At 71.6% G+C, this 24,811-nt stretch carries 17 protein-coding genes; 12 read left to right on the top strand and 5 right to left on the bottom strand.

The genetic code is table 11. The features are described from left to right. The first annotated feature begins 37 nt into the window (after window positions 1–37). Window positions 38–4,255 carry a CHAT domain-containing protein gene (locus KWI83_RS40120; protein ID WP_218517770.1) on the top strand — a complete coding sequence of 1,406 codons (4,218 nt, stop codon included), beginning with the start codon at window positions 38–40 and terminating at the stop codon, window positions 4,253–4,255. Here the strand turns inward: KWI83_RS40120 and KWI83_RS31370 are convergent. Then, window positions 4,236–6,167 carry a caspase family protein gene (locus KWI83_RS31370; RefSeq protein WP_218517769.1) on the bottom strand — a complete coding sequence of 644 codons (1,932 nt, stop codon included), beginning with the start codon at window positions 6,165–6,167 and terminating at the stop codon, window positions 4,236–4,238. The two genes, KWI83_RS40120 and KWI83_RS31370, sit on opposite strands and share 20 nt — an antisense overlap. Window positions 6,168–6,343: 176 nt before the next feature. Here KWI83_RS31370 and KWI83_RS31365 point away from each other — a divergent pair, with 176 nt between their 5' ends. The 6 genes from KWI83_RS31365 (at window position 6,344) to KWI83_RS31340 (ending at window position 11,703) form a co-directional block, all read left to right on the top strand. Then, window positions 6,344–6,865, top strand: a complete 522-nt coding sequence (locus KWI83_RS31365; protein WP_218517768.1) for a hypothetical protein — start codon at window positions 6,344–6,346, stop codon at window positions 6,863–6,865. Between the two features lie 56 nt (window positions 6,866–6,921). Further along, window positions 6,922–8,694, top strand: a complete 1,773-nt coding sequence (locus KWI83_RS31360) for a hypothetical protein (RefSeq protein WP_218517767.1) — start codon at window positions 6,922–6,924, stop codon at window positions 8,692–8,694. Then, complete coding sequence (locus KWI83_RS31355; RefSeq protein WP_218517766.1) at window positions 8,691–8,915, top strand: hypothetical protein; 225 nt, start codon at window positions 8,691–8,693, stop codon at window positions 8,913–8,915. The genes KWI83_RS31360 and KWI83_RS31355 overlap by 4 nt, the downstream gene beginning before the upstream one ends. Further along, entirely contained in the window at window positions 8,912–9,475 is a 564-nt protein-coding gene (locus KWI83_RS31350; protein WP_218517765.1) for a hypothetical protein, read from the top strand. Before KWI83_RS31355 ends, KWI83_RS31350 begins: the two co-directional genes overlap by 4 nt. An 89-nt stretch (window positions 9,476–9,564) precedes the next feature. Continuing rightward, entirely contained in the window at window positions 9,565–11,130 is a 1,566-nt protein-coding gene (locus KWI83_RS31345; protein WP_218517764.1) for an AAA family ATPase, read from the top strand. A gap of 33 nt (window positions 11,131–11,163) precedes the next feature. Beyond that, window positions 11,164–11,703 carry a hypothetical protein gene (locus tag KWI83_RS31340; RefSeq protein WP_256363061.1) on the top strand — a complete coding sequence of 180 codons (540 nt, stop codon included), beginning with the start codon at window positions 11,164–11,166 and terminating at the stop codon, window positions 11,701–11,703. Between the two features lie 15 nt (window positions 11,704–11,718). Here the strand turns inward: KWI83_RS31340 and KWI83_RS31335 are convergent, their stop codons facing one another. Next, window positions 11,719–13,071, bottom strand: a complete 1,353-nt coding sequence (locus tag KWI83_RS31335) for a M14 family metallopeptidase (protein WP_218517763.1) — start codon at window positions 13,069–13,071, stop codon at window positions 11,719–11,721. A 365-nt stretch (window positions 13,072–13,436) separates the two neighbouring features. Here KWI83_RS31335 and KWI83_RS39240 point away from each other — a divergent pair, with 365 nt between their 5' ends. The 4 genes from KWI83_RS39240 (at window position 13,437) to KWI83_RS31315 (ending at window position 19,036) form a co-directional block, all read left to right on the top strand. After that, window positions 13,437–16,073 carry a LuxR C-terminal-related transcriptional regulator gene (locus KWI83_RS39240; RefSeq protein WP_256363060.1) on the top strand — a complete coding sequence of 879 codons (2,637 nt, stop codon included), beginning with the start codon at window positions 13,437–13,439 and terminating at the stop codon, window positions 16,071–16,073. A 40-nt stretch (window positions 16,074–16,113) separates the two neighbouring features. Next, window positions 16,114–17,022: an MEDS domain-containing protein gene (locus tag KWI83_RS31325; protein WP_218517762.1), complete on the top strand. Its 909-nt coding sequence runs from the start codon at window positions 16,114–16,116 to the stop codon at window positions 17,020–17,022. Between the two features lie 88 nt (window positions 17,023–17,110). Further along, window positions 17,111–17,605, top strand: coding sequence for an ATP-binding protein (locus KWI83_RS31320; protein ID WP_218517761.1), 495 nt, complete (start codon window positions 17,111–17,113; stop codon window positions 17,603–17,605). A 111-nt stretch (window positions 17,606–17,716) separates the two neighbouring features. Continuing rightward, window positions 17,717–19,036: an Nramp family divalent metal transporter gene (locus KWI83_RS31315; protein ID WP_218517760.1), complete on the top strand. Its 1,320-nt coding sequence runs from the start codon at window positions 17,717–17,719 to the stop codon at window positions 19,034–19,036. 149 nt (window positions 19,037–19,185) lie between these two features. Here the strand turns inward: KWI83_RS31315 and KWI83_RS39230 are convergent, their stop codons facing one another. After that, the gene (locus KWI83_RS39230) at window positions 19,186–20,550 is read right to left on the bottom strand and encodes a non-reducing end alpha-L-arabinofuranosidase family hydrolase (protein ID WP_374106413.1); all 1,365 of its coding nucleotides are present in this window, start codon (window positions 20,548–20,550) and stop codon (window positions 19,186–19,188) included. Between KWI83_RS39230 and KWI83_RS31305 the strand changes: the two genes are divergently transcribed. Then, a complete protein-coding gene (locus KWI83_RS31305) occupies window positions 20,501–20,755 on the top strand; it encodes a hypothetical protein (RefSeq protein WP_218517758.1) in 255 nt (84 codons plus the stop codon). The two genes, KWI83_RS39230 and KWI83_RS31305, sit on opposite strands and share 50 nt — an antisense overlap. 34 nt (window positions 20,756–20,789) lie before the next feature. Here KWI83_RS31305 and KWI83_RS31300 read toward each other — a convergent pair whose 3' ends face one another. Both KWI83_RS31300 and KWI83_RS31295 read right to left on the bottom strand, forming a co-directional pair. Continuing rightward, entirely contained in the window at window positions 20,790–22,373 is a 1,584-nt protein-coding gene (locus KWI83_RS31300) for a right-handed parallel beta-helix repeat-containing protein (protein WP_256363059.1), read from the bottom strand. A 234-nt stretch (window positions 22,374–22,607) separates the two neighbouring features. Then, a partial coding sequence (locus KWI83_RS31295; RefSeq protein ID WP_256363058.1) for a carbohydrate-binding protein occupies window positions 22,608–24,811 on the bottom strand: 2,204 nt, incomplete at its 5' end.

The following is a 24,811-nucleotide window of genomic DNA, read 5'->3' as shown; positions in this document are numbered from 1 at the left end:
AGCGGCATGGTGGCGACGATCCTGGAAAGCTCGACCCGTGACCGCTGACGACGCACCCAGCCTCGTCGACGAACTCCGCGCCCAGCGCGAGGAGATCCTCGACGCCCTCTCCGCGACCGCCTCCGACGACCCGGACGCACCTGCTTTGTGCGCGCTGGCCGGTGAGCTCAGCTACCGGCTGCACCTCCTGGCGGACGACCCCGACGACCTGGACCTGGCCGCCCAGGCGTTCGAGCTCGCCTTCGAGGCGCCCGGCGACGACGGGGAGTGGGCGGCCTGGCGGATCGCGTTCGGGCACGTCCGGGCCTTCCAGTACGACAGGGAACCCGGCACGGAACTCCTCGACGCGGCCTGGGAGCTGCTCACCGAAGGCATGGCAGCGCTGCCCGCGGACGACACCGACCACGACTTGGTGCGGGAGCTGGGACGGCAGCTGCTCGCGGCCTGTGCCAAGCAGCGCTACCTGCACTGCGACGGACCCGTCCGGCAGCGCGTCGGACTCCTCGACGAGGCCCTGCGCCGGCACGAGGCGGCGGCCGACGCGCTGGAGACCGGCAGCGCGGCGGCGGCCGATCTGGCGGCGGCGCGGGGATATCTCCACCTGGAACGCAACGGGTTGCTGCACGACCCGGCGGACGCCGAGGCCGCGGCCGCCCACTACCGGGCCGTGCTCGACGCGGGGCTGCCCACGAGTGATCTGCCGCTCGTCCGCTACAGCCTGGGCCTCGCCCTCATGGCGCACGGCCGGGCCCGGGTCGACCGGGACGAACTGGAGCAGGCCCGCGAGGAGTTCGGCACCGCGTTGCTCGACGCGCGGCAGGCAACAGGGCAGCAGCCACCGTGGGCCTGGGATGCCGGGATCCGCAGCGCCTTCGTCCGTTTTCTCATCTGGGCCCACTGGAAGGACTCCGCACATGCCGCGGCGGCCGAGGTGGAGCTGAACGGGCTGCTGGCCGACCCGGCCGATGTCGAGCGGCTCACCCCGGTGTTCCTCGACAGCTTCGGACGGCTGCTGTACGAGCGGGCGAGCGCGCGGGGCGACGGTGCCGGCCAGGACCGGGCGATCGGGCTGATCCGGCGCGCGATGGACATCTGGGTGCCCGAACGGGACGGCGCGATCACCCTGACCGCCCTGTTCCTGGCCATGTTCCAGCAGGGCCGCTACCGGGACGACCCCGACCCACGGCGGCTCCACGACGTGGCCGAGGCATGCGCGCTGGTCCTCAAGGACGAGGACTTCGACTTCGGTCTGCGCAAGGTCGCCCCGATGCTGGGCAGTTGGGCCTGGATGACCCTGGAGCAGGACCACGGCATCACCCCCGACTCCCCGGAGAGCATCCCGGAGGAGATGCGCTTCGAGAACGCACGGCACACCTACCTCAGCCTGCTCGACGACGTCGGCGAGGGCCGCGGCTTTTTGAACTTCAGCGACACCGACGACGACTTCCCCGGCATCTTCAGGAGCATGGGCCCCACCGGCGACTGGGCGGCGGCGACCTTCGACCGGATGTACCAGAACTTCGCCTCCCTGGAGCCGGGCGACGAGCGCGCGCTTGTCGCCCTGAACCTGCTGTCCCAGGGCCTGATCCTCGACCCCCACGGCACTCACATCACCGAGGCGCAGAAGAGTGAGCTGATCGACACCGTCCTCGCGCACGGGCAGGACGATCCGGACTGGCAGCGCAAAGCGCACGCCGTCGTCGCCCAGGCCCGGCTGCGTGACGAACTCAGCGGCTCGGGCCGCGGCATGGACGCGGTCCTCGATCACCTCGCGCAGGCCGAGGCGGCGGGTGCGGCGCGGGGCGCCGACGACGGCCTCGGGCACGGCATGGCCCTGGTCCGGTTCGCCGCGATCACCCACCGTGGGCAGACCGCCGGTGCCGCCGACGACATGGAGACGGGCGGCGCGCTGTGGCGCGAGCTGCGTGACGACCCCCGCCTGACTCCGTACCACCGCCGGGTCATGTCCGCCCAGCAGGCCGGTTTCGACGCCCAGGCCGCCGCCCAGCGCGGCGACCTCGCGGCGGCCGACGAACACATCGCCCAGATGCTCGCCGTGCACGCCGACCTCGACCCCGACGACTCGACGCGCATCGAGCTGTGGACGCTGCTGGAGAACGCCCGCTCGGCCCGCGACCGCCTCGCCGACGCACTGGGCGCGCCGCCCGCACCACCCCTGTCCGGCCGCCCCTCGGTGACCCAACTGCGACGCGCGGCCCGCGAACTGCCGCGCGACCACCGGGCCTGGGTGCTCGGTGACAACGGCATCACCCGGTTCCTGCGGGCCCGGGACGCGACCGGGATCGCGGAGGCCATGGAGCTGCTCCAGGAGGCGTACGACCTGGTCGACGAGGGCAGCGACAGCTGGCTGCGCTACGCCCACTGCCTCGGCTCGGGCCACTGCGCGCTCGCCGAGGTGCAGCCCTTCCCCACCGCCCGCGCCCGCCATCTCGCCCAGGGCATCGCCCTGCTGGAGGACGCCTTCCGCACCGCCGGCGGCCCCGAGCACCGGCTCTACGCGGCCGCCGGACTCGCCCTCGGCCGCGCCTACCGCACCCGCGGCGAACTCCGCCGCGACGACAAGGGCCTCGGCCGCCGCACCGGGCTCGACGCGCTGCGCGGGCACGCCTGGGCGGCGCTGCTGCAGTCCGGTACCGAGCACGCCGCGCAGGCCGTGGCCATGGCGACCACGACCGCGCTGGAGGTCGCCGGCTGGTGCCTGCGCGACAACGCCCTCGACGAGGCCGTGCAGGCCCTGGACGCCTGCCGCGGCCTGCTGCTGCACGCCGCGACCACCTCCCGCACGGTCCCCGAACGCCTCGTCGCGGCCGGCCACGACGCCCTGGCCGAGGAGTGGCGTGCCGCGGGCCTCGCCACCGAAGCAGCCGACCCGCTCACCGCGATGCAGGCGCCGATGTCCGTCCCGAGCGCCCTGCGCCGCCGCGTCCTGGCCGCCCTCACCGGCACCGACGCCACCCAGGACCGTCTCCTCGACCCGCCGGCCCCGGACGAGATCGCCACCGCCCTGCGCACCCTGCGCAAGGACGCCCTCGTCTACCTGGTCCCGGCCGGTGACGACACCCCCGGCACCGCCGTCGTCGTCACCTCCACCGGTGCCGTCCACTCCGTGTCCCTGCCGACGCTCACGGAGGACGCGGCCGCGCTGCGCGAGTACGCCCGCGCCCCGCACGCCGACGCCGCACGGCTCGCGCAGGACGCACGCGACGCGGCGCCCTTCGTGGCGGCCCCGCAGGACCAGCGCGTGATGGGACCCGTCCCCGGCTGGTCCGGCACCCGGCCCGACCTGCCGTCCCTGCGGGAGCGGCTCGACCGGCTGTGCGGCTGGGCCTGGTACGCCGGGATGCGCCCCCTCCTCGACGTCTTCGCCACCCGCACCGGGCGGGCACCCCGGCTGGTGTTCGTGCCGATGGGCACCCTCGGCCTGGTCCCCTGGCACGCCGCCTGGGCCCAGGGCCCGGACGGGCGGCGCCGCTACGCCCTGCACGAGGCGGAGATCTCGTACGCCGCCTCCGCCCGCCTCCTGTGCGACGTGGCCGCCCGCCCCGAGGCCGCCCACTCGGGCGCCGCGCTCGTCGTCGGCAACCCCACCGGGGACCTGCACTGGGCCGGTGCGGAGGCCGACGCGGTGCAGCGGGCCTTCTACCCGCGCGGCCGGTTCCTCGGCCGGCGCGAGGGCGGCGGCGCCGACGGGCCCGGCACCCCGCGAGAGGTGCTGTCCTGGCTCACCGGCACGGACAGCCCCGACGAGCAGGGCGCCGTACTGCACCTCGCCTGCCACGCCTCCATCGCCCGCACCGCCCGCCGCACCGCCCATCTCTCCCTGTACGACGGTGAGCTCGCGGCCGAGGAACTCACCGAGGCGGTCGCCGGGGCAGGCCGGGGCAGGCTCGGCCTGGTGGTGCTGGCCGCGTGCCGCAGCCATGTCTCGGGACGCGGGCACAACGAGGCGTACAGCCTGGCCACCGCGTTCCTGGTGGCCGGTGCCCGCTCGGTGGTCGGCTCGCTGTGGCCGGTGCCGGACGACGCGACGTCGGTGCTGATGTTCCTGACCCACCACTTCCTGCGCACCGAGGGCGAACCGCCCGCCAGGGCGCTGCGCCGGGCCCAGCTGTGGATGCTGGACCCCGCCCGCGAACTGCCCGAAGGCCTGCCCGCCCGGCTCGCCGAACGGGCCGCGCACATCGACCCGGACGACCTGAGCGCCTGGGCCGGGTTCACGCACCTCGGCCAGTAGGCGGCACGACCGTGCGCAGGGCGATCGTCCGGGTCGCCCAGCGCCCGGGCGCACTCCCCGGGACCGGGCCCGCCTCGCGCGCCCCGGCGGGCGCTGCCTCGAACCGCAGTACTCCGGCAGGATCGCCCGTTGCCTCCCGGCTGCCGGGACCGTCCGGGTCCCAGGCCCGCAGCCGGAACGGGGCCGTGCTCAACTCGCCCTCCGCGACGATCAGTTTCAGCCAGTCACGGCACTCCGCTCCGGGCACGACGGCCCGGTCGGCGGGCAGCGAGAGCTGGACGGGGTCGCCGTCCAGGGCGTACCCGGTACGGCCCGGGCCGATGAAGTGGCCGGGGAAGAGCGCCGGGTCGGCGGCGTAGCGGTCGGTGAGGTCGAGCAGCACGCACCACAGCGTGCGGTGCGGGGAGCGGTTGTGCAGCCGGATCGACACCCACGGCTCACGCGGCCCGGGCGTGCCTTCCGGGGTGTAGGAGCAGACGAGGTCGCCGCTGCCGTCCGGCACCAGGGGCCCGCCGTCGGCCGTGTCCCACGGGACGACCTCCACCTGGACGAGGTTGTCCAGCACGCAGGGCCGGGAGGTGAGGTCGCGCAGCTGGTGCCAGCGGGCCAGATGCACCAGGCAGTCCACCACGCGCCGGGCGTCGCCGTCCGCGGCGAACGGCAGCGGGGCCACGAAGTCCGACCCGTCCCGGCCCAGCACGCGCGCACTGTCCCCGCGTACCACCACCCGGAAGTGCAGATCCCCGTACTCCTCGGGCCGGTCGACGACCCGCAGCAGGGGGGCGGGGCCGCCGCCGGGGCCGTGCGAGGCCACCGCCGCCCGCAGCAGCTCCGCCGCGTCGCCGTCCGCCACGCTCACCGTCGCGGGCGGCGTCGCCAGCGCGGTGAGGCTCACCGGGTACACCCGCTCGGGGTCGGGCGCCCAGCCGACCGGTTCCACCAGCGTCCGGTCGGCCCGCACCGAGCGGGCCCGCACGACCGCACCCGGCGGCGCGCCCTCCGGCCCGACCACGCCGAACTCCGTGCCCTCGGCGCCCTCCCCGTCCCGCAGCCCGTGCCCGGTGCCGCAGTCCACCTCCCAGCCCTGCGCCGCACACCGCAGCAGATGCTCACCAGCCGCCTCCGTCACCGCACCCCCGAGGAACGGCAGATCGGCGGCGCCGCCCGGCGTCTCCGGATACAGCACCGGCCGCTGCCGTCCCCCGGAGCGCTGCACGTGCGCGTCGGCCGCGGACAGCAGCTGCCGGTAGGTGGCGTCCGGAGCCGCCGCACGCACCGCGCTCAGCAGCGCGTACGTGAACGCCCCGTGCCGCCTACCGCCGTAGTGCCCCTCGTACGACAGCTGGTCGAGCCGACTCGCCGCCAGCAGCACATGCCGGGCGGGTCCCTGCGGCAGCCCGACCTCCCGGCCACCCGGCGCCGCCCACTGCGGGCGCGGTGGCGCGAACCGCGCGGTCAGACCCTCGGGCAGGTCGTCCCGGCTGGCGCCCCCGGAGTAGCAGCAGTCCAGCACCGCCACCACATGCGCCCCCCGGGCCGCGACCGCGTCGAGCAGCGCGCCGAGCCGCTTGTCGGGCAGCGGGCCGTCCGCGCACACCAGCGCCTGGTTGAAGCCGGTGGCCTCGATCAGCAGGTCCGCGCCCGTGGCGACCTGCTGCGTGCCGTGCCCGGAGAACCAGAACAACGCCGTGTCCCCGGGCCCGGCCGCCCCCAGGAACGTACGGATACCGTCCTCGACCGCCGCCACCGTCGCCGCGCCGTCCAGCACGGTCCGCACCTCGGCGCCGCCCGCCGTACGGGCGGTCAGCAGCCGGTGCGCCTCGGTGACGTCGTTGACACAGCCCTGCAGGGGCGGTGCGATCTCGGACGGATAGTCGTTGATGCCCGCCATGAACGTGTGGATCGACCCCATGCCGGGCAGTCTGTCAGCCCACCCGGCCCGTGACGTGAGTGAACTGGGCGGCAACGGGGCGAGTTCGGGGCAGGAACCGGTTATCCGCGTGCCAAGTTGCGGATCAGGTCGCACTATTGACTGAACGTCATTACTCTTCTCTCGCCATCGCTCATGCACATCAGCTCGGGGGACACATGGGCCACTTGGAGCGGCCACGGCGCATCGTGCAGCCAGGCGGTGCCGGGACACCGCCGTCCACCTCGTCGGACGCCCTGCGCCGCACGGACCAGGGCCTCACCGCCTCGGGCGGTGCCCGCCGCACCGTCGGCGCACCCGGCCCGGCCGCACCACTGCGCCGCGAGCGCCTCGCCCCCCGCCCGCAGGGACTGCGCGACGCCGTCGGCCGCCTCGACGCGGGCCTCGACGAGCACGCCCGCCGACAGCTCGCCCAGTGGATCGGCGAGGAGTACCGGGCCAGTTACGGCGAGGTCCCGCTCGGCTTCTTCGCCCGCTGCTACCTCGGCCCGCCGTACGTGGACCACCAGCTCAACCTCTTCCAGGTGATCATCCGCCACTTCGCCCCCTCCGACCCGGTGCCCGAGCCGTTCGCGGGCGCCCGGATGCTGGTGCGCTCCGGCGGCTACGCCTTCGTCGAGGTGTACTCCGGCGGACTGCTCCTGCCGGTCCTCGACGACGGGACCGTCGTACGTCCCTGAACCCCCGGCGCAGCAGGCGCCCCTCGTACTCCATGCAATCGTGATCGGAGAACCGAATGTCCGAGGTGGACTACGCCCTGCACCAGAAGGTGCAGCAGGTCAGCAACCTCGTGGTCCGGCTCAGCGAGCAGGTCGGCTCCGTGTCCGGCCAGGTCTCGGCCGTCGAGGCCAATCAGCAGCAGACCCGCACCGAACTGCAGCAACTCCGCGACGAATTCCTCGCCTTCGTCAAGAGCGCCCAGCTCACCGCCAACGTGCAGCGCGCCGAGACCCGCATCGGCGTGATCCAGGACCAGGTCGACCACGAGTTCGGCCACCACAAGACGGTACGGCGCACCGCGGTCGGCATGCTGCAGGCCTTCGACGTCGGCCTCGTCTCCGAGGAGAACGTCCGCGCGGTCGGCGACCAGCTGATGATCCAGACGCCCCGCTACTGGCTGGCGCCCGCCCTGGTGGCGCTCGCCTCCTGGTCCGCCGACGACCGGACGCTGTGCGAACGGGCCGTCGAGGAGGCCTTCCGGCGCTCACCGGACCGCACAGCGCTGTTCTTCGCGCTGGTGCTGCGCCGCCAGAACCGCAGGGAGGCCGCCGTGCGCTGGCTGCGGCACTACCTGCTCGCGCAGGACCCGACGGCGCTCGGCCGGGAGTTCGCCGTCATCCTGGAGTCCATCGCCCAGGGCGCCTTCGGGCTCGCCGGACGCGAGCTGCTGCACACCACCCTGGCCGGCTGGCGCGAACAGCTCATGGACAGCGCCGAGGGCCAGCAGAAGCAGATCGACCGCTGGCGCCAGGAGATCGACTCCCTCGCGCAGCCGTCCGCGGCCGCCGAGTTCCCGCGCATCGCCCAGGTCAGCCCGCAGTGGCCGCAGCTCGACGCCGTTCTCGGCCGGGCCCGCGCCCACCAGGTGGTGCTCGACCGGTACCGGGCCGTCATGGACCGCGAGTTCCAGCCCTCCGAGCGGCTGGAGGACGCCGTCGACGACATCCTCGACCGGCTCGTCTCCGAGTACGACACCGAGGAGCTGCCGCTCCGCCGCGACCTGGCGTTCAACCACGCGGTGATCGACCACGGCGGCGACCTCGACGCCGCCCGCAAGGCCGCCGACGCGGACTCCGCCTCGTACGACGAGACGCTCGACTATCTGACGGTGCAGACCACCGCCGCCCTCAACCCGACGGCCATCGGTGCCTCGCCCGCCACCCAGCGGCTCTCCGTCGCCGCCTGCCAGGAGTGGTTCCTCCAGGCGCACGCCGGGTTCACCCGCGACTACCGGGCCGCCGTCCCGCAGGACGTGCAGGCCCAGTTCGGCACCGCCTGCACGGTCGCCGCGCAGACCTTCCAACTCCCGCCGTGGCAGGGCTCCTTCACCCGCCCGCTGCCCGAGCTGGAAGCGTCGCTGTCCGCCCACTGGGACCAGCACATGGAGCCGTTCATCGCGGCCTACGCCTACCCCTGGGCCAAGAAGGCGACCCCGCTCGCCCTCGTCGTCTTCGGCATCCTGGTGATCGTCGGCTCCATCTCCTTCCCCGCCGCCCTGGTGGTCGCGCTGGTCGTCGGCGGCGTGTGGGGGCTCGTCCTGCACAACGGCGCCCAAGCCGCAGTCCGCCTCCAGAACAACGCCCGGCAGATCCTCCAGCAGGCCAAGCAGGAGTCCGTGCACCACCTGCGCGCCGCCTCCGCCGAACTCACCGACTGGAACACCAAGTTCCGCGCCGCCGACGCCGTCGAACCGCAGTGCCGGGAGTTCATCAACTCCCTCGCCACCGCGACCCGCGGCGCCTCACCCTTCGAGGGCCGCACCGTAGCCAAGGAGGACACCGCGTCATGAGCACCGCGCCCGGCCCCACCCCGGCGGCCCCGCCCCCACCCCGCAGACCCCAGGGCGACCCCCAGTACGCAACGCCCGGCACCTCACCCTGGGGCGCCAGCCGCAGGCCCGCCGGGGAGCGCGCCACCAGCAGGGTCCGCAAGATCGCCGAGGGGCTGCCCGACTGGGAGCCCCTGCCCCCCGGCGAGACCGTCGTCCGCAGGCCGGGCGGCACGGTGTGAACACGTACTCCTACTGGGGACACGGCGGCCCCTACGAGACCTGGGTGGACTTCCTGCACCGTTGGGCCGCCGCCGAGCCGCCCGCCGGCCCGGCCACCCTGCCGCCCCTGTCCCAGGACGACTTCCCCGGCGAGACCTGGGAGCGCTTCGCCCTCCACCTCGGCGAGGCCCTCGACAAACGCCTGAAGTCCTGGGACCGCCACCTCGCCCAGGCACTCCTCGCGGCCCCCGACGAGTTCTCGGCGGGCCGCGCCCTGGCCCAGGCGCGGGCGGGCCTTCAGGAGGTACGGGCCGTGGCGGGCCACCCCGGCCTGCCCGAAACCATCCGCACCAGGTTCACCGAACTGGTCGAGTCCCAGATCACGGACTTCCAGTCCCAGATCGAACGCAACCTGGACAACCTGGCCGCGACGAACGGCTCGGACATCCGCTGGATCGAGCAACGCAGACGAACGGTCCGGGACAACGCCTTGACGGCACAGCCGACCACACCGACGGCAGACCCTTGGGCACAGGCCCACACCGGGGACCGCCCCCGCCGCAGAGTCGTGACGGATTAAGCCAACGTGACTGTCTGTGCCTAGGGGCGCGGGGAACTGCGCGACAAGCCCCCACGCACCCGCACCCAAAAACGAACCCAAAGGCCCCCATGTCGAACTACACCGAAAGCCTCCACCACCTAGACAGCTACATCTCCGCCCGTGTCCCGGTGATCGGCATGCGGACCATCGAACAACAACGCGCCCTCCGCCTCCTCAGGGACGCCGCCCTCCAACCCCGCCGCAGCAGCATGCCGTTCTGGATCTACACCAGAGCCACCGGCCTGCGCGACCTGCGCACCAACGCCGCCGTCCAGGACGACCGCTCCCTCACCGGCGCCATGGACTTCGCCGCCGCCCAGTTCAGCAGCCGCGCCAACGCCACGATCGTCCTCGTCGACCCCGACCACCTGGAGTCCGACACTCCCGTCACCCGGCACATCGCCGAACTCGCCCGGCTCGCCGACAACAACATGGGCAGCATCGTCCTGATCACGGACGCCCCCATCTGGAGCGGCCTGCAACGCCTCGGCATGAGCCTGCACCTGGACCTGCCGGACGCCGACGAGATGCACGGCACCCTCGCCGGCTTCCTCGGCGACCACCGGGGCCACATCCCCATCGAGTGGGACGAGGACGACACCCGGCGCGCCGCCGAGTTCCTCAGCGGCGTCACCGAGGCCGAGTGCATCAACCTCATGGCGACGATCGCCGCGAAGGGCTCGATCCTGAAGTCCGACGTCCTCGGCCTCGCCCAGGCCAAGGACCGCATCTTCAGCAATCTCACCGGCCTGGAACGCGTCCAGCTCAAGGAGGGCAACTACACCGTCGGCGGACTGACCAGCCTGCGCGAGTGGCTGCGGCGCAAGCACGACATGCTCCACGCCGACCTGCGCGACTCCGAACTCCGCCCGCCCCGCGGCGTACTGCTCGTCGGCGTGCCCGGCTGCGGCAAGTCGCTGTCCGCCAAGGCCATCGCCCACGAGTGGCAACTGCCGCTCTACCGACTCGACATGGCCAGCATCCACGGCAAGTACCTGGGCGAGTCCGAGGGCCGGTTCCGGGAGGCGCTGTCGATGGCGGACCGGGTGGCGCCCTGCATCCTGTGGATCGACGAGATCGAGAAGGGCCTCGCCGGCAAGGACGACATGTCCGGCGTGCCGCAGCGGATCATCGGGCAGTTCCTGTTCTGGCTCCAGGAGTCCCGGTCGCGGGCCTTTGTCGTGGCCACCGCCAACGACATCCGCAGCCTGCCGCCCGAACTGCTGCGCAAGGGCCGGTTCGACGAGCTGTTCTTCGTCGACCTGCCCGACAGCCAGGACCGGCGGGAGATCATCGACCTGTACTACCGCCGCTATCTCAAGACCGACCCCGAGCCCGAGCAGGTGGACCGGCTGGTCGACCTGTCCGAGGGCTTCGCGGGCTCCGATATCGAGTCCACCCTGCACGACGTGGGGGAGGAGGCGTACCGGCTGGGCGGCGCCGACCGGCTGAAGCCGTCGTTCGTGCTGGACACCTTCGCCAACACGGTGCCGCTGAGCCGGGTCAACCCCGAGCAGATCGAGGAGATCCGCGCGTGGGGCCGGGAGCGAGCGGTACCGGCCGGCCGTGCGGTGGCGACCGCGGCGGCGGGCGCGGCCACACCGTCCCGGAGGATCGTCTTCATGGACGAGTGACCTCTGACGCCCCCGGCGCCCCACGGCACAGCAATGTCCGCCATACTGCCCGCTGTGGAGCAGCGCATAGGTACGAGCAGTCAGCCCCTGGACGCCGGGGTGAACCCGGCCCACATCCCCGGGCTCACCGGCCCGGAGAAGGCCGCCGAGCCCGAGCCCGAGGATGCGGCGCCGGTCGAGGAGGAGGTCACCGAGGAGGCCTCCGACGCAGTGGAGCCCGAGACCGAGGAGACCGAGGAGACCGAGGAGCCGGAGGCCGAGGAGCCCGACGCGGCCGACGGCCCCGTCTTCGAGGCCGCCGACCGCCGGGCCCGTATCGTCGCCGACGCCAGGGGCGTACGCCTCAGCCTGGACGACGAGAGCTGCGAGTTCCGCTGGGACGAGATCGGCGCGATCGAGACCGAGTCACCGCGCTTCGGCAAGCGGTTCACGGTGACCGTGCACACACCGGACCGCCGCTGGTACCCGATCGAGATCGAGGCGAAGTCGAAGTCCCAGCACAAGGAGTGGGACGAGCAGCTGGACGAGGTCCTCGACGCCTACTTCGCAGCAGACGCCGAGGACGACGACTAGACGACCGGACGGCGACTAGCAGTACTGGTCCTCCTTCCCGATCGACCGGTACATACAGTCCGCGTTCTCCAGCAGCTGCAACACCGCGTCCCGGTTCCGCGAGGTCTCCCGCTCGATCACCTCGTCGGGCGGGTAGAACCCACCCCCGGAGGCAGACCGCGGATACATCTCGAACGTGTACCCGAAGATCTTCTGGGAGCCCCACAGATAGTCGTCGATCGACCCGTCCGTGATGTACAGGTCACTCGACTGCTCGGGCGTGTAGCCGTTGCTCGCGGCCATCTTCTGCCCCACCGTGGCGAAGGCGTTCCGGTCGTCCGCCGTCATCCCGGGGGCCGTGTCGGAGTACGTGTACCCGAACGGCCAGAGCACCAGCTCGCTGTACGTGTGGAAGTCGATGCCCGCCTTGATCTGCTGCGTGCCGCCCACCACACGGCTGCGCACGAAGTCGGCGACGACCTTCACCTCGGGCGCCGACTCGGGCGCCGAGCCCCGGTAGGTCTGGGAGGACGGTGAGCCGGACGACCCACCGCAGCAGCCCCACCGGTAGTTCCAGTTCCGGTTCAGGTCCGTACCGACGTACGACGACCCGGAGTTGGGCTGCCGGTTCTTCCGCCACGACCGGTAGGAGCCGGTGGCGATGTCGTACTCGCCGCCGTCCGGGTTGAGGTCGGGGATGATCCAGATCTCCCGGTTGTTCACCATGTTCCGCACGCGCGAGTCCGTGCCGTAGTCGGACGTCAGCTCCCGCAGCAGATACAGCGCCATCTCGACGGTGAGGTGCTCACGGGCGTGCTGGTGGTGGGTGAACAGCACCTCGGGCTCGGCCTCGTCCGTGCCGACGTTGTCGCTGATCTTGATGGCGACGATGTTGCGGCCCTGGTACGACCTGCCGATCACGCGCTGGCTCGCGATGCCCGGGTGGGCCGCGACGACCGAGTTGATCTCGTTCGTCATCTCCGCGTAGTTGTGGTATCGGGAGTCGGCGGACGGGAAGTCGTAGAGCCGGATGTCGTCCTCGCCGGCCGACCGGTCGGGGACGGCGCCGAGTGGGGTGACCTCGTAACCGAGTGACCGCAGCTTCTTGACCTGGTCCGCGCGCCCGGAGACGACGACGCCGTGGTCGTGGACCTCGTCCACGACCACGCCGGACCGCTGAAGTGCCGTACGGTCCTTGGCGGTCGAGTGCGTGTGGATCTCGTACTGGCGGATGTCGTCCGCCGAGGCCGCCGCCCTGCCCGCGCTGTCGGCGGTGGCGTCGGAGGCCGTCGCCGAGATCGGGGCCGCGAGGGCGAGGGCCAGCAGGGTGGCGAGGGCGGCGGTGCGTCTGCCGCTTCGGGCGCCTGAGCCGCGGATGCGAAGTCGCATGAAATTCTCCTTGGTTCTCCAGGAATTCCGGGGTCTCCGGACGTGGGGAGTGGAGCTGGAGTGGAGCTGTGGGGGTGGTTCTTCCGTGCGACGTACGACGTTCTGGTGCGGGTGTGGCGCTCATCGTGAGCGCCTGGCATGACCAGGTCAAGAGTGGGCCGAGAAGTGGCGGCCGGAACCGGCGTAAAACTGCCGCGTGAGGGCCGCGTGAGGGCCGTGCAGTGTACGCGGGCCGACCCCGCCGGAATGGGTCCCCGGCAAAGAACACCCGCGGGTGTGACCGGCGCGTGCATATATGTACGCGGCCGGGAAGAGTGAGGTTCGCGCACACGACCCCACCCACCCTCCCCAAGGACTGGCTGATCATGGGCGGATCAGCGCCACGACGGGACAACCGGCTGCCGGTCGAGACGACCAGCTTCGTCGACCGGCGGGCCGAACTGGCCGAAGGCCGCGAACTGCTGGCCCGGGCCCGTCTGGTCACGCTCACCGGACCCGGCGGCGTCGGCAAGACCCGGCTCGCCGGACGTATCGCGGCCCGCGTCGCCCGTGCCTTCCCCGACGGCGTGCGCTTCGTCCACCTCTCCGGCCTGTACGACCCGGCACTCGTACCCCTCGCCGCCGCGGACGCCCTCGGACTCCACGACCACTCCGACCAGCCGCCGCTTCACGCGCTGGTGACGCAGGTACGGGACCGGAGGCTGCTGCTCGTCGTCGACAACTGCGAGCATCTGCTGGGCGCCTGCATCGAGTTGGCGGCGGCGCTGCTGCACGGCACCACCGGTGTCCGGGTGCTCGCCACCAGCCGGCACCGGCTCGGCCTCACCGAGGAACACCTCCTGGAGGTACGGCCACTGCCCGTGCCCGACCCGGACGGCGACCTGTCCGCGGCCGAACCGGGCCCGGCGCTCGCCCTGTTCGCCGACCGGGCCGCCGCCGTCGTCCCAGGCTTCCGCCTCACCCCCGCCAACCGGCCCGCCGTGGCCCGCCTGTGCCGACGCCTCGACGGCCTCCCGCTCGCCATCGAACTCGCCGCCGTCCGCATGCGCGTGCTGTCGGTGGAGCAGCTCCTGGAACGCCTCGACGACCGCTACCGCCTCCTGTCTGCGGGCAGTCCCTCGGTCCTGCCCCGCCACCAGACGCTGCGCGCGGCCGTCGACTGGAGCCACGACCTGTGCACCGAGCGGGAGCAGTCGGTGTGGGCGCGGCTGTCGGTGCTGGCCGGGAGCTTCGACCTGGAGACGGCGGAGGCGGTGTGCGCGGACGGTGAGCGGGTCCGGTCGTACGATGTCCTGGAAGCCGTGGCCGGGCTGGTCGACAAGTCCGTACTGTGCCGCGAGCCCGGCCCCGACGGCGTGCGCTACCGCCTCCTCGACACCCTGCGCCACTACGGCCTGGAACGGCTCCGGCAACACCCCGGCGAGGAACTCGCCGCGCGCCGCCGCCAACGGGACTGGATGCAGCAGCGGGCCGCGGCCTGCGAGGCGGCCTGGTTCGGCCCGGGCCAGCGGGAGATCGTGGCCCGACTGCGGGCGGACCAGGACAACTTGCGCGCGGCACTGGCCTTCGGCCTGACGGGCGCCCACCCGACGCCTAGCGCCGCCCTGACCCCCTCCACCGACGACCCCCCGCTCCTCACCAACACCCCTTGCACTGCCACGGACACTCCGACCGCCCCCGCCGCGGCGGGCCCGACTTCATCCGCCCCTCGCCCCACCCGTGCCGACGGCCACTCCGTCCGTGCCGACGGCCATCCCACCCCTGCCGACGGCTACTCCGCTAGTGCCGACGGCCATCCCACCCCTGCCGACGGCTACTCCGCTAGTGCCGACGGCCATCCCACCCCTGCCGACGGCCACTCCGCCCCCGCCAACACCCACCCCACCCCCGCCGACGCCCTCGCCGCCCTCCGGCTGGCCGGCACGCTCTGGTTCTACTGGCATGCCTGTGGTGCGCCCCGTGAGGGCCGGTACTGGCTGGACCGGGCTCTTGAGGCCAGCCCCGAGCCCACGCCCGAGCGCGCCCGGGCCCTGTGGGTCGCCGGGCTGCTCGCGGGCTGTCCCGAGGACCTCACCCGGGGCCGTCGACGCGCCGAGGAGGCCCGAAGCCTGGCCCGGCGGCTCGGGGTCGAGGCCGAGGCGGCGCACGCCGAGTACGTGCTTGGCGTCATCCTGCTGTTCAGCGACGACCTGCACGCCGCCCTCGCCCACTTCCGCGCCTGCGTCGAGCGCGGCCGCGTCCCCGGCCAGCACCTCAGCCTCGTCGGCCTCGACCGCGTCGAACTCGCCTGCGCGCTCGGCTTCCTGGGCGAGGCCGACCAGGCCATCGCGGTCTGCGAGGAGGCCCGCCGGATGTGCGAGCGGCACGGCGAGGAGTGGGTGCTGTCGTACGTCCACCGCATGCTCGCCCTCGCCCACACCGTGAAGAAGGACCACCGCCGGGCCGAACGGCACGCCCGCGAGGCCCTGCGCCTCAAACTCGCCGTGAACGACATCGTCGGCATCGGCCTCACTCTCGACCTGCTGGCCCAGATCGCGGCCCAGAGCGGCGCCCACGACCGCGCGGCCGTCCTGCTCGGCGGCGCCGACCGGGTCTGGGCCGACGTCGACCGCGACCGCTGGGGCTCCGCCGCCCTCGACTCCACCCGCCGCGGCACCGAGACGCGGGCCCGCGAGGCACTCGGCGCGGCCGCCTACGAGCGGTCGTACGAGCACGGCGCGACCCTCGGCCTCACCGGCGTCGCCGGCCACGTGCTGGACGAGCGCCCCGAACAGCCCGGCCCCGAACAGCCCACCGCCGAGCGGCCCCAGCCCGGCGTCCGCCTCACCCGCCGTGAGACACAGGTCGCCGAACTGATCGCCGAGGGCCTCGCCAACCAGCAGATCGCCGACCGCCTGGTGATCGCCCGCCGCACGGCCGAGGGCCACGTCGAACGCATCCTCAGCAAGCTCGGCTTCAGCAACCGCAGCCAGATCGCGGCCTGGATCACCGCCCAACGTTGACTGCCCCCCACCCCTACACCCCCAATCGACAGGAACCCCCATGCTCACCCCACCCGCACTTGCCCAAGGCACCTTCGACCACCGCATGGCCGTCTTCGCCACCGACGAGGAGTTCCTCGCCGCCGCCCTGCCCTTCCTCACCGAGGGCCTCGCCGCCCCCGACGAGCCCCCGCCCGTCGCCATCGCCGCCCCCGGCAGGCTCGACCTGCTGCGCGACGCCCTCGGCGGCGACGCCCGCCGCGTCGGCTTCATCCCGCACACCGAGTGGTACACCGGGTCCGCCGCCAACGCCGTGGCACAGGGCGCCGGTTACCTCGCCAAGCACGCGGGCCCCCAGGGCCGTATCCACCTGCTGATGGAGCCCGACTGGGGCGGCCGCGCCGGACGCTCCGCCCGCGAGAGCAGCGAGTGGATCCGCTACGAGGCCTTCGCCAACCTCCTCTTCGCCCCGCTCGCGACCACCGCCCTGTGCGCCTACGACACCCGCACCGCGGGCCCGGCCGTGGTCGCCGCCGCCCGCCGTGCCCACCCCGGCACCGGCGTCTACGAGGACCCGCTGCTCATCGCCGCCGAACTGGACGCCGTACCGCTGCCGCCGCCCCCGCGCGACGCGCACCCGCTGCCCGCCCCCGAACCGCACGCCGTGCGCACCTGGGCCACCGGCCACGGCCTGCCCGCCGCCGACGCGGAACTGTTCGCCGCGGCCGTGTCCGAGGCGGCGGCCCCGCTCGACCCCGTCAGCCAGGTCCTGCTGTGGGGCGAGGCGCCCGCCTGCGTCTGCGAGCTGCGCTCGCCGCGCCGCGTCGACGACCCGCTGGCCGGCTTCGTGCCGCCGCCCGCCGCGGAGCCCGCCCCCGGGCAGGGGCTGTGGTTCGCGCGGCAGGTGTGCGCCTACGTCGACGTACGCGACGACGACGCGGGCGCGGTCGTACGCCTGCAGTACGCGTAGCCCGACCGCTGTGCGCACCCCGACGCAGGTATGGAAACAGGTAGTCCTCCCCGTGTGTCCCACACCCGATACGCACCACTCTGAAGACATGCTGCAACTCTCCGGGGAAGGCCGCCCGGACCCCGACCCGCGGTACGGCGCCTATCCACAACCACCCATGGGCGCGGGCCACTTGAGCGTCGAGTACGGCCCGCGTCCGTCCGCCGTCCGCGAGGCCCGCGCGGAGGTGAGGCGGCAGCTGGAGAGCTGGGGGCTGGCCGACCGGGACGGCATCGGCGACGACCTGGTGGCCACGGCCGAGCTGCTGGTCAGCGAACTGGCCACCAACGCCCTGCTGCACGCCGCGAGCCGCTTCCGGCTCACGCTGTCCGCCGCCCACGGCGTCCTGCGCTGTGAGGTGTCCGACGGCGGCCGACGGGTCCCGCAGGTGCTCGACGCGGGCACCTCGGAGAGCGGCCGGGGGATGTTCCTGGTGGAGGCGCTCGCCCGGCGCTGGGGCTGCCACCAGGACGGGCCGGGCAAGACCGTCTGGTTCGAGCTCGGCACGTGCGCGTGCGACGGCTGCGGTCGGCGACAGCCGTAGCGCTCCGCCGGGGCCCGTTTTGCTCCCGAACACACAGGGCCCCGAACACTTCGGGTGAAGATCCCGCACGCCCTCTTGTCCCCCGCCCGTCCATGGGCTTACTTGACCTTCATGGCGGACACCACGGGAAACACAGCGGCAGCACAGGCCGGGGAGTCGGACTCGCGCCCCCGCAAGTCCAGTTGGAAGTACATCGGCCCAGGAATCGTCGTCGCGGCGACCGGTGTCGGGGCCGGCGACCTGGTGGCGACCCTGATCGCGGGCAGCAACTTCGGCTACACCCTCCTGTGGGCCGCCGTCATCGGCTGCCTGGTGAAGATCTCCCTCGCGGAGGCGGCGGGCCGCTGGCACCTGTCCACCGGCCGCACCCTCTTCGACGGCTGGGCCAGCCTGGGCCGCTGGACCACGTACTTCTTCGTCGTCTACGCCGTGATCTGGGGCTTCGTGTACGGGGCGGCGGCGATGTCGTCGAGCGCGCTGCCGTTGCAGGCGCTGTTCCCGGGCGTGATGGACCTGGAGTGGTGGGGGATCGCCTGCGCTCTCGTGGGCCTGGTCTTCGTCTGGTTCAACAAGTACGCCGTCTTCGAGAAGGTCATGACCGTCCTGGTCGGCGTCATGTTCGTGGTGACGGTGTACCTGGCGATCCGGGTCACCCCGAACATCCCGGACGCGCTCGCCGGGCTCCTCCCCGTCCTCCCCGACGAGAAGGACTCCATCCTCAACACCCTCGGCCTGATCGGCGGCGTCGGCGGCACCATCACGCTGGCCGCGTACGGCTACTGGGTCAACGCAAAGGGCTGGACCAACACCGGCTGGATGAAGGTCATGCGGCTGGACAACCGCGTCGCCTACGCCACCACCGGCGTCTTCGTCATCGCGATGCTCTTCGTCGGCGCCGAACTCCTGCACGCCCGGAACATCGCCATCGAGAGCGGCGACAAGGGACTGATCCAGCTCGGCGGCATCCTGGAGGACGAGTACGGCACGGTGACCGCCAAGTTCTTCCTGATCGGCTTCTTCGCCACCTCCTTCACCTCCCTGATCGGCGTCTGGCACGGCGTGAGCCTGATGTTCGCCGACTTCGTGGCGCGCTACCGTCGCCGCGACGCGGCCAAGGGCGAGGAGATCGCCTCCGGTGAGCGGGAACGCTCCTGGCCGTTCCGCGCGTACCTGCTGTGGCTGACCTTCCCGCCCATGGTCCTGCTCTTCCAGGGCCAGCCGTTCCGGCTGGTCATCATCTACGGCGTCCTCGGCGCCGCGTTCCTTCCCTTCCTCGCCGGCACGCTGCTCTGGCTGCTCAACACCGACCGCACGCCCAGGGAGTGGCGCAACGGCTGGGTGAGCAACGGGATGCTGACGATCGCGGGGCTGCTGTTCCTGGTGCTGTGCGTGAAGCAGATCTGGGACCAGCCGTGGGCGGAGTTCTTCTAGCGGTCACTTGAGCCGGGCGGGCCACTTGGGGGCGAGGGCGATCTCGCTGAGCTGCTCGGCTGGTTCAGCGGACGCCGGGTGGGGCTGTTCGTCGGCTGGTGCCGATCAACGGGTGCCGCTCTGCCGGGTGATTCGGTGCCGTCAGTGACTCATGCGAGGGTCCACTGCTGGTTGCTGCCGCCGTGGCAGGTCCACAGGTGGACTTTGGCGCCGTTGGTCGTCGCGTAGTTGCTGACGTCGAGGCAGAGCCCGGACTGCGCCGAGGTGATGGTCCCGTCGGCGTTCAGGTTCCATTTCTGGTTGTCCCCGCCGTGGCACGTCCAGATGGTCGCCGCCGTACCGTTGGCGGTACCGCTGCCCGCGGCGTCCAGGCATCGCCGGTCGCCACCGGAGTACACCGTCAGCTCGCCGGCCTGCGTCGGAGTCCACTGCTGATTGACCCCTCCCCAGCAGTCCCAGATCTGCAACTGCGTCCCCGGCTGAGTCGACACATTCGGCACGTCCAGACACTTGTCCGCCGCCACCGCCCGCAACTCGCCACTGCCACCGCCGGTGCCGCCGCCATCGCAGCCGGCCGGAGCGTTGGTCTGGGTGACCAGTCCGAGGCGCCAGGGCCACTGGGAGTAGTCCCCGCCGACGTTCGGGTCTTTCCCCTGGTAGAGGAACTGGAGGTGGCACGGGTCGATCGTCAGTGTCTGGTCGTTGGAGGCGCGGATCAGCTCGCCGTGGCTGAAGTCGCTCGTCCACGGCTCGACGCCGGGCGCGAAGGCGACGTTGTTGTGCCGCATGAACGGGTTGGACTCGGTGGCTGCCAGCGGGGTCCACTCCGAACCGACCGCGTCGAGGCTGTCGGCGGTCCAGGAGTTGAAGTAGCGCTTGCCGTCGGAGCCGATGCCCTCGATCACCATCATGTACTGGCCGGTGTCGCCGACCTTGTAGACGTTGATGGCCTCGAAGATGCGGTTGTTGCCGGGATCGGCCATCACGACGACGGTGTCGCCGAACCCGTTCGGGAACTCCTCGACGGTCGTCTCGGAGCGGAAGAAGTAGTTGTTGTCGTTGTTGTAGAAGAGGTAGCACTTCACCTCGTCGCAGATGACCCAGTGGTCGACCACGTATCCGGCGTCTGAGGCGGTGTCGTGGACGATCGGTGGGTAAGCGCCCATGAAGTTCCGCGGCGCGCTGGCCGATTGCGGCCGGCTCGGGTCCGACAGGGTCGAGAACGACGGAAGGCCGGTCTGGTAGACCAGGTACCACTCGTTTCTCGGTTCGAAGTAGAACAGCTGCGGCGCGGCGCGGTAGCCGCCGCCGATCGCGGTCTGCGACAGGTGGTACTGCTCCGCCTGCCCGGCCTGGGACCAGTCGGAGAACCCACCGAAGTAGGTCATGCTCCAGCCGCCGCCGGTATCGGCGGTGGTGGCGTAGACGTGGTACTCGCCGCCCACGCTGACCACTGTCGGATCCTTGATCGAAACCAGCTCACGGCCCGGAGCCGTCTGCCGCGGTGCGACCAGTTCGCCGCTCGACTCCCACTCGAAGCTGCTGGGAAGTGCGTCGGCCTGTGCCGACGCGGGCGGCGGGCCGGCAGCGACAGTGAATGTGATCGTGGCTAAGGCGGCAATCAGCACGGCCGTGAACCGAGATCGGATTCTGAACCACTTTTTCATCAGTGACCTTTCCGCTGGTGATGGCGCGCGGATCTGTGAACGAACCCGTTGAGACGGCCTCTTGATTCAGATCCCGGTCCCGACCGTCAGGCGGCGCCGGTCGTGACGTCCAGGTAGTCGATGTTCGGCAGGCCGTCGGAACCGGTCGCGGTCAGCGAGATCGCGTTGTTGCCCGCGTTCAGCCGCAGGGTGACCGCCGCGGTCGCCCAGTTGGCCCACGCGCCGGTGGTCTCGAACGAGATCGGCTGCGCCGTGGAGCCGTTGACGACGATGTCGGCAGGTCGGGCGGACGAGCCACCGTTGGCGTAGCGGATCTTCACCGTAGCCGTGCCGGAACCGGCGGCTTCGACAGTGAACCGCGCTGCCGCACCGGAGGCATTGTCGGTGTTGCAGAACCCCGTCCCGGAGAATCCGGAGTGGTTGGCGTCGATGGAGCCGGCGCAGGTGGCCGGAGCGTCCTCGGCCTCGTATCGGCCCGGGTCGCCCGTGTTGCCGCCGTCGCCGCTGAAGTCGGCGCCGAGGTCCGGGTGGTCCCGCGGGAGCAGGAAGTCCGTGGCGGGAATCGAGCCGTCGGCCTCGCGCGGGCCCTTGATGGTCGAAGTGCCGGTGCTGACCAGGTCGGCGTTGCTCCAGTCGTCCTTGATGTCCCAGGAGTTGCCGCTGCCGCCGGACGGCCCGAGGTGGACGCCGCTGCCGTTGCTCACGGACAGGTTCCGGTTCAGCGTCGAGGTCGAGCGGTTGAAGAGGAACCCGCTGCCGCCGTTGTCCCAGGCGGTGTTGTTCTCCAGCCGCAGCGAGGCGGTGTTGCCGTTGTCGATGAATCCGCCCACGGCGTTGTCGAAGGCGATGCTGTTGGTCACGACGTGGTCGGTGTCGCCGCGTCCGAGCTTGAAGCCGTTGCCGTCGCCCTCCCATTCGGGGAAGCCCCAGCGGTTGACGCCGTTGCCCCACGCGACCGAGTCCTCGATGCGGATCGGGCTGAGGAATTCCCAGGAGTCGAAGCCGTCGTCGGCGTTGTTCCACAACCTGGCCCCGACCACGGTGTTGCCCGAGCCGGTGCCCTGTTTGATGGCCAGCCCGTCGGCGCTCTCGCCGTTCTTGCGCGGGTCCCGGTTGCCGTAGCTGTCGAGGTTGATGACCTGGTTGTCGCTGGAGTCGAGCACGAGGTGCAGCCCGGTCTCGTAGTTCTCGCGGGTGACCAGGTCCCGGTAGATGTTGTTGTCGGACTCGATGGCGAAGATTCCGTAGGGTCCGTTGATGATCTCCAGGTCCTCGAAGCGCCACCAGTCGCCGGCGACGTGGATCGCGCCGCGCTCGATGCGCGGGTACGACTCACCCAAGGGGGCGGGGGTGTTGGGCATCTTCTCGCCGTCGATGACGACATGCTCACCGCCGTAGGCGCGCATGGTGATCGGCTGTGAGGCGGTGCCGCTCTTCTGGATGCGGATGTTGACGCTGGGGTCGTAGGTGCCGCCGCGGATCTGGATCACGGTGCCGGGTTCGGCCAGATCGACGGCGCGCTGGATGGTTCGCAGGGGAGCGGCGACGGTGCCGGGGTTGGCGTCGTCGCCGTTGGTCGCGACGGTGAGCGTGCTGGTCTGCGCCGCCGCCGTCGACGACGACGGCGACGCGAGCGCGACGGCGGCGAGCAGGCCCAGTACCGCCGTCAAGGCGATCCGCACCGCTCTCGACCGCTTGCCATGAACTCGCATTCCACTGAGTGACATATTCGGTACAACCTCCCTGTGCGACATGAGATTTCACAACTGACTGCATTACCTGCTTTTTACGGGGGTCGCGGCCCCGCCGGGAGTGGTGTGAAGACGTGGAACGGCCGGCCCGTCCGGTTCATTCGGACGGGCCGGCCAGGGTTTTGTCGATGCCGGCTCCGTCGGCTGGATCGGCTACAGGTTGACGGGATTTCCTCCTATGGTCACCAGCAGGCGACCGTCCGAGGCGAATTGCCAGTCCAGGGCTCCGGAGTACTGGGAGCACCTGGACCCGTTGGAACCGGACCACCACTGGTTTCCGCCGGCGTCGTCGCCGACGATCCGGTCATTCGACCCGCTGTCGCAGGAGGTGTTGTTCCGGAACGTCGAGTCACCCGCGTCGAAGTTGTAGTTGCGCTCCTCGTTGCCGATGCTCAGGTTGTTCTCGATCGTCATCGACCCGGGGTTCCTGTTGTAGGTGAACCCGTGCTTGCCGTTGTCGAAGGCGATGGTCCGCCGCACGGTGTGGTCGACCGCGATGTCCTCGCCGCCGAGCTTGAACCCGTTGCGGTCGCCGTTTCCGGCCTGGCCGCCGTTGGAGAGCGTCCCGTTCTCGTACGCGAGCGAGTCCTCGATGGTGACCTCTCCGATCGGGCCGGTGTCGCCCTTGGTGAACATGTCCCAGCCGTCATCGATGTTGTTGTGGGCGACGCAGTACCGGAAGACGTTCCCCGGACCCACGGTGAGCTTCGGAGCGAATCCGTCGGCGTCCTCGCCGTCGGAGTCGGCGTTGTCGTGCGACTCCGAGCTGGTGATGAGGTTGTTCGACGGCCACTGCGAGGACGGCGCACCGGCGGTGTAGCGCGACAGCTGCAGCCCGGTGTCGCGGTTGAACCGCGTCATCACCCGCTCGATGATGTTGTTGCTTCCGCCCAGGAGGATCCCGTTGTCACCGGCGCGTTCGACGACGAGGCCCTGCAGATGCCACCAGTCACCGCCGATCGCCAGGCCGCGGTTGGACGAGTTCTCGCTCTGGGCCGAGAAGTTCAGCACCGGGGTCTCACCCGGGTAGGCGAACAGCTCGGTGCGGTTGCCCGAGGTGCCGTCGTTGCCCGGCTCGATGTGGACCGTCTGCGAGAAGTTGTAGGTACCCCCGCGCATGTAGATCGTCCCGCCGGGCTCGATCCGGCTGATCGCCGCGGTGAGCGTCGTCGGGTCCGACTGGCTCCCGGAGGCGCCGTCGCTGCCGCCCGGCGCCACGTACAGCGCGTCCCCGGTCGGCGGGTTGCCGCCATTGTCGGGCGGGGTGCCGGTCGAGGAGTCCAGGTAGTCGATGTTCGGCAGGCCCGCCGAGCCGGTGGCGACCAGCCGGACGGTGTTGGTGCCCGAACCCAGCTGCGCCGTCAGGGACTTGGTGGACCAGGTGTTCCACGCGCCGGTGGCCTCGAAGGAGACCGACTGGACCGTCGAGCCGTTGACGACCAGGTCCGCGCTCCGGGCCGATGAGCCGCCGTTGGCGAACCCGACCTTCAAGGTCGCGGAGCCGGCGTCGGCCGCCTCGATGGTGAACCCGGCAGCCGCACCGGAGGCATTGTCGGTGTTGCAGAACCCGGTGCCGGAGTAGCCGGAGTGGTTGGAGTCGATCGTGCCGTCGCACGTCGCCGAGGAGGACTCGGCCTCGAACCGCACCGTCTCGGCGTTGTCCGGCGGCTCGGTGGTCCCGTCGTCCGGCGGCGATCCGGCGTAGGTCTCGAACTCGGCGACCCTCGGCGTGCCGTTCGAGCTGGTGATCTCGAAGTTGATCTTGCTCAGCGACGTCGCGGGGAAGGTGATGACTCCCGCCCCGCTGCCGGAGGCCAGGACGTCGCCGGTGTCGTGGTCGACGACCCGCCAGGAGCCGATGTTGCCTTCGGAACCTGCCGCCTCACGGACGTTGATCGTGGACACCGTGGTGTCCGAGCCCCACTTGACCGAGATCCGGCCGGTCGAGCCGCTCGGCGACCAGTAGGTGCTCATGTCGCCGTCGATGACGTTGCCGTAGCTCGTGCCGGAGGCCTTGCTGGAGCCGTCGGCGCCGGCCCCGATGCTGAGGTTGGTCCCGCTGGGCTGGGTCGGCGTCGGTGTGGGCGTCGGTGTGGGCGTCGGTGTGGGCGTGGGGGTGGGCGTGGGTGTCGGTGTGGGCGACTGCGGCGTGCAGTTGCCGTCCGACACCTTCAGGCCCTTGTTGGCGCCCGCCGTCGCGCTCACGATGCCCGGCACGCAACTGGCCGCGTCGAGGCGGTAGGAGTACGGGATGCTGACGGTGGTGTTGGACTGCGGGTTCGGGCCGGCCGGGTAGTTCTCGCTGCCCGGGCTGGACCAGGTCACGTTGTCGAAGATGTTGCCGCCGACCTGCCAGT

This window comes from Streptomyces sp. TRM70350 (assembly GCF_019219825.1).
GTDB lineage: Bacteria > Actinomycetota > Actinomycetes > Streptomycetales > Streptomycetaceae > Streptomyces.
Note: the sequence above shows the minus strand (reverse complement) of the source record. Positions and strands in the feature narration are given on the sequence as shown.

Excerpts from the sequence above, each read along its gene's own strand:
- KWI83_RS31325 (WP_218517762.1), top strand. The coding sequence starts at position 16,114 with ATGCTCACCCCACCCGCACTTGCCCAAGGCACCTTCGACCACCGCATG.
- KWI83_RS31370 (WP_218517769.1), bottom strand. The coding sequence starts at position 6,167 with ATGGGGTCGATCCACACGTTCATGGCGGGCATCAACGACTATCCGTCC.
- KWI83_RS31345 (WP_218517764.1), top strand. The coding sequence starts at position 9,565 with ATGTCGAACTACACCGAAAGCCTCCACCACCTAGACAGCTACATCTCC.
- KWI83_RS39240 (WP_256363060.1), top strand. The coding sequence starts at position 13,437 with ATGGGCGGATCAGCGCCACGACGGGACAACCGGCTGCCGGTCGAGACG.
- KWI83_RS31335 (WP_218517763.1), bottom strand. The coding sequence starts at position 13,071 with ATGCGACTTCGCATCCGCGGCTCAGGCGCCCGAAGCGGCAGACGCACC.
- KWI83_RS31365 (WP_218517768.1), top strand. The coding sequence starts at position 6,344 with ATGGGCCACTTGGAGCGGCCACGGCGCATCGTGCAGCCAGGCGGTGCC.
- KWI83_RS31320 (WP_218517761.1), top strand. The coding sequence starts at position 17,111 with ATGCTGCAACTCTCCGGGGAAGGCCGCCCGGACCCCGACCCGCGGTAC.
- KWI83_RS31340 (WP_256363061.1), top strand. The coding sequence starts at position 11,164 with ATGTCCGCCATACTGCCCGCTGTGGAGCAGCGCATAGGTACGAGCAGT.
- KWI83_RS31355 (WP_218517766.1), top strand. The coding sequence starts at position 8,691 with ATGAGCACCGCGCCCGGCCCCACCCCGGCGGCCCCGCCCCCACCCCGC.
- KWI83_RS31360 (WP_218517767.1), top strand. The coding sequence starts at position 6,922 with ATGTCCGAGGTGGACTACGCCCTGCACCAGAAGGTGCAGCAGGTCAGC.
- KWI83_RS31315 (WP_218517760.1), top strand. The coding sequence starts at position 17,717 with ATGGCGGACACCACGGGAAACACAGCGGCAGCACAGGCCGGGGAGTCG.